Consider the following 10,340-nt stretch of genomic DNA (forward strand, 5'->3'; position numbering starts at 1 on the left):
TAACGGTAGCGAGTTTGCCAATTTGAATGTCCACAGAATTGATATTTATTATGCTCATCCCTACTCTGCCTGGGAACGGGCCACCAATGAGCGGCACAATGGCCTAATCAGGCGGTTAATTCCTAAGGGAACAGCTATCAAGGAATTATCTTTTTCACAAATCGAACGGGTGCAAAATTGGTGTAATACTCTGCCCAGAAAAATCCTGGGCTACCGGCAACCAGCAGAACTCTTTTTCCGGGAAATAGAGCGACTAACTTACGAACTTCAGCCTTCATGATTGAAAAACCCAACATCATTCGGGTTTCCAAAAAATGTGTCGCATTTAATATTGCATTTTACGGAAGAAAAATCTTTGCAAAAAAGGGGAATTTCATCTTGCAAAAAACACATATATGATAGCATTGGGGATGGTAGCCCTGAATCGCGGCTGCCACCAGGGCTATACTCTCTATAAATGAATAATTTCAATATCTCCTATTTTTAAATTATCTTTAATATACTCTGCGACTAATCTTCTATGACATCTATCTGCTTTTTCTTCACTACAAAGCAAGCATATGCCGTCAAGTTTATTAATATATTCGTTATTTATCACATTTAACAAATCTCTTTCTTGCATAAGCTTTTTAAATTCCTTTTCAAAATCAAGCCATGATATATTACCCTTTTTGTATGAATCGAATAATTCCTGCGTTGGTGAAAATCTAACATCATGTATATAATCTATTCCCAATATTTCTTTGGTAAAATACTCTAGATCTTCACCCTTAGCAAAACCAGCTAATTGAGAATTATTCTTTAGTCGAATATCCAAGAGTGTTGAAATTTTGTTTTTCTTAAGTAATTCAAAGAACTCCTTAGCACTTTTTTTCGTAAAACCAATTGTAAAAATCTTCATCTATTCCTCTCCTTCTCGATGTTTTATCAATTTTGGCAAGAATCGAGGTTAAGCCTTAACACTGTAATAAACCCATCGAGTATCTGGTGACTCATTTTGAAACCTTTACCTAGATAGAATTTCAACGCATTATCGTTCCCATTTGATACAAAGATAAATATATCGCTTATTGACTTAAATGATCTCAACCAATCCATAGACTTTTCAAACAAAACGCTGCCGATGCCCTTATTACGATAACCTTCTTTTATATAAATCTGCGAAAGACAACCTACGTCATCACTCTTTACAGAATCAAGGTCAAAGAAGGAGTTACATTCTAAAGTAGCAAAACCCTTAGAATATATCTCCTTTGGTGAAATGTTGCTGTACGCATACCCAATAATTTCATCATCATCTTTAGCTGCTATTATATAATTGGCTTTAGCACTCTTGAGGGATGGAATCATTCTAGTTTCAAAACACATGTTATCAAAAAACTCAGGATGGATATGTGCTATTGATTTTTGATAAGCCATTAAATCGTTGACCAAATCCTTAATGCAAAAAATATTATCTTCCGAAATAACTTCATAACGGATACTCATATTAATCCTCCTTTTAAAAATGAATTGAAAACATATTTTGATTAATCAATCAGTTTTCGATATAATTATATCAGTTGCAACGATTATAACAAGTATGCAGTATTTTCTGTCTAAGTAAGTAAAAATTGAGTATTGGAGTGATTTTATGAATGACCACTCATTATATAAAAACAGCTTTGACAACTGTCCATTAACATTTGCTTTAAACCTTATCGGTGGAAAGTGGAGATTACCCATAATTTGGGCATTAAGCAAAAATGGAACTATGCGATATAACGAATTAAAAAGGAGTATTCATGGAATTACCAACATGATGTTAACTCAATCGTTAAGAGAATTGGAGTTGTATGGTATCATTAACCGGAAGCAATATATGGAAATACCACCCCGAGTTGAATATTCTCTGACTGATAATGGAAAAAATCTTATTCCAGCTCTTAAAGCACTAGCTCATTGGGGCAAGCAAATGAAATCATTGATAACTCAAAATAATATAGAATTAGAATCCGTGGAAACAGTCAATGAAACAGAGGATGAAAAGTAACTTTGAAGAATCATCCTCTGTCTCCTCCGAATCAAATGTGGCCCCCATTTCCACTTTGTCCATAAATCCCTGTTTTTGAGGCATATGTTCTGGCATTTCATGCATCCGACCATTGCATAATGCCAATCTTTGTCAAGCCATGCAGGAAAAAAGTCGTTATCCGGCTATCTGCGCCTTTTGTCTGAGAACCGAACAAACTTCTCCGTTATTCTTTCTTCTTTTCAATCCAATCAAAATCTATTATCTTTTCGGATGATACTTTTATACCCGTTATAAACGGCTCTAACTCCATTACTTGTTGCTTAGACATCCCTTTTGTATCCAAAATAATTTCTCCTTTAATCTCAATACTCTCATTTGCCGATACCGTCTGTTCAACATCAACTTTCAGTTCAGATGATATTAACCTTTTCCTAACATTTTCACCTAAAATAGGTTCTACCCAAGTAATATAAACATCCTCATTGTCTTTGTTATATACCGTCATTGTATAAGAAAACTTCGTTTTATCTAAAGAGTCTCCAACTGCACCCAATGCAGTTGACATATCTGTAATTTGTAGTCCATTTTGACTTTTCCCACTGCCATTAGCTGAACATCCTGCCAATAATACTAACACAGATATTATTGCACAAAGTAAAACAAGTATCTTCTTAAAACCCACAGCCGTTCCTCCCATTGATAATCTTTTTTATACAAAATGATGTATCAGGGGTACACCTTTTGACTTATCCAAACGCGTCTATACTACTTGTGCAAGCCGTGAAATATCCCTTGTCCTGATCAAACGTAATGCTCCTTTTCTTGAGTACTTTATTGTTGCCGCCAATCATATGGTAGGAGTTCTCGGATTGTTACTATTACATCTTCCCCAACCATTACTTCAGTGTTCAGGTTCTCGCTGTGAATCTGGCTTATAAATTCACGACAACGACCACATGGTGGCATAATATGCCCGTCCCATCCAACCGCAATCATTTTTAATACACGGCTTTCGCCAGCAGTTATCATAGCAGCCGCAGCAGCGTGTTCGGCACAAAAACCCATAGAACATGCAGTATCAATACAAACGCCCGTATATACGTTTCCGCTTTCAGCAAGAAGAGCAGCACCAACCCCGCCAGCTTCAGCATATTCAGAAAGCTTACGTGGATTTATTACAGATTTTGCTTTTTTATAAAGTTCGTCAAAAGTCATACGTATATCATGCTCCCTTCAAACATGATCCCTCTAATTGTTAACTTAAAAAACCCTTTCCCTTTTTCTCCCCTCACCCCGCATAAAATAAGCATGGGATTTTATGAGAGATAATAAAGTTTTTCCGTAAATCAGTATTATTTCCCCTATTCTTTTATAAATACTGCTCTAATTTATGTGAAAAAAGTTGTTCCAAATGGTTGGGGTCAAGGATTAAAGGAAAAAGGGATAAGGTTGCATTTTCCCATGTTCTTTTTCTAATCTTTTTATCAATCCTGGTATCAATATTTAAATCAATATAGTACTCTCAATCTCTTTAAAATCAATACCTATAGCCTTATTCCTTACTCCTTAATCCTAACATACACCTTAGCACTTCTCCCCAATAAAAAAGCAAACCCCGCAGCAAATCAAGAGTTATCCTGCATTTACGGGATTTTGGAATGGACTTTATTTTTATAGAGCGAAGTTTATTATTATGGAGTGGAGTTTATTGTGTATATACAGTAAACATAGTCCAAACCTTTACATTTTATTATGTTTATAATATAAATATAGTTTTAGAAGCAGAAGTGCATTGGTTGAAATCAGAATAAACCAGTTATTTTTCCAGATTGTAAAGTAGGTAAGTACCAAAATGCACCATATGACAAGAAAAACAAAAGTTAAGTTTTCTCTCTTCAAAACAATCCCCCATTATTAATGATGTATAATATTCTTATAATGCACTAATTCTTAATTATCCCTTTTTTCCTCCCAAAGCCGAATGCGTTCTTCATGACTCACTTCTTTGTGTATTTGATGCAGCATCCATAGGTAGCCGAAAGGGTCACTAAATATAGCATTTGACACTCCGTAATCAGGCATTTCAGTCACTGGCTGCACCTCTGTGCAGCCTGCGCTAATCGCCTTTGAAAATGTTTCTTTAATGTCAGGGACTGATATGTTAAACCAAATTGTATTAGGTTTATCAGGGTCTGGTGCTTTTAACCCGAATTTCGGGTTTTCATCTAACATGTGGAAGCGCACTCCATATAGTGTAAAAATGACTTCATTTTCACCTTTAGGAAAATCCGATACCTCAACACGTTTGATATCAAATATTTTTTCGTATAATGCCAATGCTTTCAAACTGTCTGTTACAACCATATCAATTTCTACTCCAACCATTATGAACACTCCCTTTATTGATTATATTAATATTCTTTACTTCGCAATTTTTTATTGATGTTCAACATTAAAAGAATAAAGTAAATAGTTTACTTCCTACTATTGATAATTTCTATAGCGGCTTTACCTGTCATATGTTCGATTTTGACTTCAATTAAACATACTCTATCCCATGCTCTTTCGATTTCCTGCTGTCCTTCTTCAATATAGTCAGGCTAATATTTTTCAATTAAACTTTCGAGAGCATATCTTTTCTCAGAGTCGTCTGTAAGAATCCTTGCTCTACCAAAGATAGAAACATTTCTAAAATGAGTAGTAAAAGTTTTTTGTATTACTTCATCTTTTTCTATTACGCAAAATGACACCTTATCATTCCTTTTTATACTGTCAATCTTATGCCCTTCTTTTGCGCTATGAATGAATATTTTGTCGTCTTTTAAAGCGTAACTTACTGGAACGGTATACGGGTAACCATCGTCGCCAATTACACCTAAAACTCCAGAAGTGCATGACTTTAGAATCTCAATTGTCTCTTCTTTGGATAATAATTGTTTCTTTCTTCTCATTTCCCTGAACATAATCACACATCCTTCTAATTCTTTCGCTATTTTGGTTTTTATCATTTTTGCATTTCTTAGATATTGTAATAAATTTATAATAACTTTGTTATCCGTAATATACTACTTGTTATGACCTTAATATAACATAACTCTATTTTTATTTAAATACAACTTTGCCACTTATGAAAGTACTTTTCTATTTTTTAATTATCGTTCTATCATCTATAGAAATAAAAAAAGATAATACGATATACAACGGGAAGAAAAGTCTATTAGGATTCAAGGTTTAAGACTTATTTATTTAAAGGCAAGTAACATAATTGCATCTCTATTCTTGTATAAAGAAATATATAATTTTAGAAGTTCATTTTCTTTTCTTCTTTGTTAAGAGGCTTTCCTATTTTTAACTATTATGCATTGAATTATCTAACACAACTTTATTATCTATTTGACACGACTTTATTATTTTTAACACAAGTTTTTTTATCTCTAACACAACTTTTTTATTTTTCCCCTTATCCCTTAACCCTTTTTAGAATAAAACTTAATCCTAACTATGTATACAAATAAAAAACTCATGTCAAACCCCCACCCCCCTCAACCCCTTGCCCCTTCTCGCCTTAACCCTATTTCCCTATTTCTTTCCAGATAAAAAAGTCATGTCAAAAATCCCCCTTTCCCCTTGCTCCTATCTCCTATTTTCTTCCTATTTTTAGCCTCATTTTAGATAAAAAAGCGTGTCAGAAATAGGGATAAGGTTCAAGGGAAAAGGGGAAAGTTTTAATCAATATCTTTCATCAATATTCCTTTCAAACCCTTTAAAATCAATACTTTCATCCTTATCCCTTACTCCTTAACCCTAATAATCCTAACAAAAAATCATGGCTTCAATAAGGTTTTCTACCCTATTTTCACCATGATTCTTAACACAACTTTTTTATTTTTAACACGACTTTTTTATTCGTGACACGAGTTTTTTTGGGTTATACACTTATGTTAATTTAAAAAAAACCCTTTCCATTTCCCTCCCCTCCAACCCGCATAAAATCTACCTGGGATTTTATGGGAGGTAATAAAGTTTTTCCGTAAATCAGAATTATTTTTCCTATAATTTTCCAAATACTGATCTAATTTGAGTGAAATAAGTTGTTCCGAATGGGTAGGATCACGGTTCAAGGAAAAAAGGGATAAGTGGCTTAAACCTCGATTTTTCGAGGCTTTGCACTTATCCCTTTCTTTGTTCTTCATAGACTTGAACCTTAATCCTTTTTCCTTATTCCTCCCCAAACAGAACCACTTTTTTCACATGGGTGGGAGGAATAAATGAAAAATACATAGTTTGGAAACAAGTGGTAAGGATCAAGGTTTAAGTTTTAAAACGATAGTTCTTATGTTTAGGCGTAAGAGAAACGAACTCTAAAAGTCGTCCCTCATGAATAGGAGTTTCCAGCTTTACGACATATACTTCATTCATCTTTACTTAAACACTTTCGTTAAAAGAATGTTTCGTATATCATTGTGAAGCGTTTCATATCTTGGATTATTGAGATCTTCTTTGGTAATCCAAGCTAACTCGGAATGTTCATCATTCAGTTTGAGCGAAGAAATATCATCGTTTTTAGGTTTAACAAGATACGTAAACACAACTCGGTATATATCTTCATCTCCACTTTTACTTTTTAAATTCCTAACTGATAGCTCTTCCAACAATTCCACATCCAAATTGATTTCCTCTTTTGCTTCTCGATACAAACCTTGAACGGGAATTTCATCATATTTTATTTTGCCTGCGGGAACATTCCAGACATTCGGAGCGACCTTGCAATGTTCTGCACGTTTGGTCAAAAGAACCTTTCCCTCATGCAACAAAATGATTTCAACAGAAATTCGATAATTAGGATACATAAGAACTCCTCCCGCTTTATTTATTTACCTGATCATTATATTGGGGAATACATGCTTGCAGCATGTTCGCTCCAAAAAATTTAATTCTCCATATCTTGGCAAAATTCCTTCCTGGATTTTATGGGAGGGAATAAAGTTTCTCTGTAAAGCAGTATTATTTTTCCTATTATTTTCCGAATACTACTCTAATTTGTATGAAAAAAGTTGTTCCAAAGGGGCAGGATCATGGCTTAAGGAAAAAAGGGATAAGTGATGTCAGGCTTCTATTTTCAAGGCCTTTCACTTATCCCTTTCCTTATTCCTTTACCCTTATCCTTATCCCTTCATTTATCCTTTTCCCTTATCCCTTCCTACTAGGAATCACTTTTTTTGTATGAGTGAGAGGAATAAATTAGAAATACACTTATTGTATATTTAAAATAATCTCCACTCCAGCCCCCACACCCTCAAACCCTTATCCCTTCTCGCCTTGAACCTATTTCCCTATTTCTTTCCAGATAATAAAGTCCGCTCTATTTTCTCATATTTTCATCCCATTTATTAACACTTTTTCCTTAATCCTTGTAATAATTTTTAAAATAAAGTCGGTTCCGAACAGGAATATGTTGAAAGGGAAAAGGGGTAAGGTTGCATTTTCTCATGTGCTTTTTCTAATGCTTTTTATCAATCCTGGTAGCAATATTTCTCTCAATACTATAATCAATACTTTCCTCAATCCCTTTAAAATCAATGCCTTTAGCCTTATTCCCTACCCCTTAACCCTAACAATCTTAACCCTTACACCTTAGCCCTTTCCCCTGTAAAAAAAGCAAACCCCGCAGCAGAACAGGAGTTATCCTGCATCTACTACGGGATTTGGGAACGAACTTTATTATCATAGAGTCAACTTTATTATCATGGAGTGAAGTTTATTTTGTATATACAACTTGAAAACCTGTACCGAATCGTCTATCAATGGTTTAAGCATTCATGGACTTTTTATTGGCAGAAAAAAATAGTCTGAATTCCATAGTGATTTATTCTTTAAGCAAATAATTTTTGTCAAGAATTTATCACTATGGATTTGTTTTCACCAATGAAAATTGTAAGTTTTTTCAATACTTAAACCTTTTATTAACTCGGCTTTTAAATAATCTGCTTCTATCCATGAAAGTTCTTTATTATTTTCTCTTTTTTCAATTTCTAAAATTGTTCTTCCTTATTTTAGTACACAAAGATATTTCACTGAATTGGTATTTCTTATTAATGTACCATCCATATCAAAACAGAATAGTTTAAAATCTATCCTCATCTAAAATCCCCCTATATTCATAATATCCTACAAAAGTTTAATATTATATTGTAATACTATCTTACCACTATTATGTATCTTAAGTATATCTAAACACTAAAATCCTAACACCCTATTTATGCCTTATTGCAATCAATAATCTTAATTACTGTGTATCATTACTTATTACTTATCCATTCTTTAAGTAGCATTGCTTTTTCAATTCTCCCCATTTTCAAATACGCCTCATATTCATACTCTAAATCTAAAACAGGTAACTTCATATCACGTATAGTTATATATCTTTTATATCTTTCTAAATTCACTGGTTCTTCCCAAATACCATTTATATTTTTTTGTATGTCGCCCATAATTTCAACCTTTATACCATCTATTTCAAGACAACCAAAGTGAGAAGATATTTTACCATTAGATGATAAGCATACTTTTTTCTTAATAAATTCTTTAAAGCATTCTTCTATTTGATACGCACCTTCTTTATCAGTTTGAATATCTATATCATTTGGTTTTAGGGGAATCCCTTGAATAATAAATGCAGTACTTCCTGTAATAACCCAATTTATATTAGTGCCATTTAACTTATTATATATTTTTTGTAATACTTCCAAGTGTTTTTGTGGAAGCACTATACCACCTCAACTTCATATTAATTTATGAATGTCAATAGCGGATTTAAATTGACCCATTTTCAGCGATTTTAAATTGACCCACCCTGGCTTTTTTTAAATTAAGCATTATTATGTGGGTTACCATACAATCCGGTCTTTAGCCTGTCCTTTAAGCGGTAGCTGTTGCCCCTTATGTTGATTATGTGGGCATGGTGTAATAGCCTATCCAACACTGCAGTAGCAAGTACAGGATCTCCCATGAGCTCTCCCCATTCCCCAAAACCTTTGTTGCTGGTAAGTATTATGCTCCCCTTTTCATACCGGGCACTTATTAGCTGGAAAAAGAGGTTCGAGCCAATGCCGTCAAGGGGGAGATAGCCTACTTCGTCGATTACAAGGAGCTTGGGCCTAGTGTAGATCCTCATTCGCCTTTCTAACCGGCTTTCTTTATATGCCTTTTTGAGGTCCTCAATGAGCCTAGAAAGACTCGTGAAGTAGACTGATATACCACAAGATAGGGCTTCTATAGCAAGAGCCACGGCAAGGTGCGTCTTCCCTACTCCAGGCGGGCCAAGAAATATTACGTTTTCTACCCGGTGGACAAAGGCCATTGTGGCAAGCTCTTTTATCAGTTTTTCATCGATGCTGGGCTGGAAGGTAAAGTCAAATTCGGTTAAAGTCTTCCGGTATGGAAGCCGGGCAAGTTTTGACCTTACCTCGATATTCCGCCTTTGCCTTTCAGCAAGTTCAGCCTCAAGCAGGTTATTTAAGAAATCAAGATACGTGCTATTTTGGCGTTGAGCTCTTTCAAGGAGGGCGTCAAGGAAAGATGCTGCGTTTAAAAGCCCAAGTTCTTCAAGGTGGGACCTAGCATTTTCAAGGTCTATCATACTGTGCCCACCTCCAGGAGGCTTTCGTAAACCCCAAGAGAACGCTTCTCAACTTCCAGGGAAGATAACTTGATAGCCCTCGGTCTAGGATAGAACATGCCTTCGGCTTCTTTTAGACCCTTATACTGACCTTTGAGGAAAACGATGGTCCTGGAGCGATAATGCTTTTCGTGGGTTGCTATCACCTTCCCATCATAGAGGATTTCGATTTTGCCGTTTTTGTCCCTTACAACCACCTCTTTTCCGCTATATTGCCAGGGAACGCCGTATCTTACGCCGTTAAAGCTCAAGAGGCCGTCTTTGTGGACTTTCCTTACTTCTTCAAGGAATTTTTGGTATCTGTCAGAGACAGGGAGAGGTTTGAGGTTTTCTTCCTTCAGGCGGTCAATAGGCCTTTCCCCGGTGGTGCCGTGAATCCTCCTGTTTTTCTTTTCGCACCACACTATTGCCTGGTGGTTTAAGTCACCGTAGTTTATGAACTTCCTACCCGGCAGGAAGTTACTTTTGACAAAGTCTATTCCGCTTTCTACTTTGCCTTTGGTCTGTGGACGCCGTGCTCTGCACACTTTAGGGGTAAATCCAAGGGTTATAGCCAGGTCTTCAAAGATGGAGTTCCATATGGGCTTTCTGTTTTCTCCGGTACCAAGTATTACGGTCTTCATTCTGTCGGTAAGGACTATGTCGGTC

General features: G+C 35.3%; 11 protein-coding genes and 1 pseudogene. 2 read left to right on the forward strand and 10 right to left on the reverse strand.

Going from position 1 to position 10,340, the window contains the following annotated elements:
* The coding region (locus LZ11_RS11710) for an IS30 family transposase (protein ID WP_148868050.1) at positions 1-280 on the forward strand (280 nt) is incomplete at its 5' end.
* A gap of 171 nt (positions 281-451) precedes the next feature.
* Here the strand turns inward: LZ11_RS11710 and LZ11_RS11715 are convergent.
* Both LZ11_RS11715 and LZ11_RS11720 read right to left on the reverse strand, forming a co-directional pair.
* Positions 452-901, reverse strand: coding sequence for a DUF488 domain-containing protein (locus tag LZ11_RS11715; RefSeq protein ID WP_148868051.1), 450 nt, complete (start codon positions 899-901; stop codon positions 452-454).
* 26 nt (positions 902-927) lie between these two features.
* A complete protein-coding gene (locus LZ11_RS11720) occupies positions 928-1,488 on the reverse strand; it encodes a GNAT family N-acetyltransferase (protein WP_148868052.1) in 561 nt (186 codons plus the stop codon).
* Between the two features lie 145 nt (positions 1,489-1,633).
* Here LZ11_RS11720 and LZ11_RS11725 point away from each other — a divergent pair, with 145 nt between their 5' ends.
* Positions 1,634-2,032, forward strand: a complete 399-nt coding sequence (locus tag LZ11_RS11725; protein ID WP_148868053.1) for a winged helix-turn-helix transcriptional regulator — start codon at positions 1,634-1,636, stop codon at positions 2,030-2,032.
* A gap of 205 nt (positions 2,033-2,237) precedes the next feature.
* Here the strand turns inward: LZ11_RS11725 and LZ11_RS11730 are convergent, their stop codons facing one another.
* From LZ11_RS11730 to LZ11_RS11765, 8 genes and pseudogenes are all read right to left on the reverse strand, one after another.
* Positions 2,238-2,696, reverse strand: coding sequence for a hypothetical protein (locus LZ11_RS11730; protein ID WP_148868054.1), 459 nt, complete (start codon positions 2,694-2,696; stop codon positions 2,238-2,240).
* A 149-nt stretch (positions 2,697-2,845) separates the two neighbouring features.
* Complete coding sequence (locus LZ11_RS11735) at positions 2,846-3,229, reverse strand: cytidine deaminase family protein (protein ID WP_148868055.1); 384 nt, start codon at positions 3,227-3,229, stop codon at positions 2,846-2,848.
* Between the two features lie 735 nt (positions 3,230-3,964).
* Positions 3,965-4,399, reverse strand: coding sequence for a VOC family protein (locus LZ11_RS11740; protein WP_148868056.1), 435 nt, complete (start codon positions 4,397-4,399; stop codon positions 3,965-3,967).
* Between the two features lie 89 nt (positions 4,400-4,488).
* Positions 4,489-4,977: pseudogene (locus LZ11_RS11745) on the reverse strand (pyridoxamine 5'-phosphate oxidase family protein).
* Positions 4,978-6,435: 1,458 nt separating this feature from the next.
* Positions 6,436-6,864 (reverse strand): NUDIX domain-containing protein, encoded by a 429-nt coding sequence (locus tag LZ11_RS11750; RefSeq protein ID WP_148868057.1) that lies wholly within the window; start codon positions 6,862-6,864, stop codon positions 6,436-6,438.
* Between the two features lie 1,449 nt (positions 6,865-8,313).
* Positions 8,314-8,781 carry a nucleotidyltransferase domain-containing protein gene (locus LZ11_RS11755; RefSeq protein ID WP_148868058.1) on the reverse strand — a complete coding sequence of 156 codons (468 nt, stop codon included), beginning with the start codon at positions 8,779-8,781 and terminating at the stop codon, positions 8,314-8,316.
* Between the two features lie 101 nt (positions 8,782-8,882).
* On the reverse strand, positions 8,883-9,653 hold the full coding sequence (gene istB, locus LZ11_RS11760) for an IS21-like element helper ATPase IstB (protein ID WP_148868059.1): 771 nt from the start codon (positions 9,651-9,653) through the stop codon (positions 8,883-8,885).
* Positions 9,650-10,340 (reverse strand): Mu transposase domain-containing protein (locus tag LZ11_RS11765; RefSeq protein WP_187695085.1); only part of this gene is annotated, 691 nt, incomplete at its 5' end. The genes LZ11_RS11765 and istB, both read right to left, overlap by 4 nt.

The organism is Thermosediminibacter litoriperuensis (assembly GCF_008124715.1).
Taxonomy (GTDB): domain Bacteria; phylum Bacillota; class Thermosediminibacteria; order Thermosediminibacterales; family Thermosediminibacteraceae; genus Thermosediminibacter; species Thermosediminibacter litoriperuensis.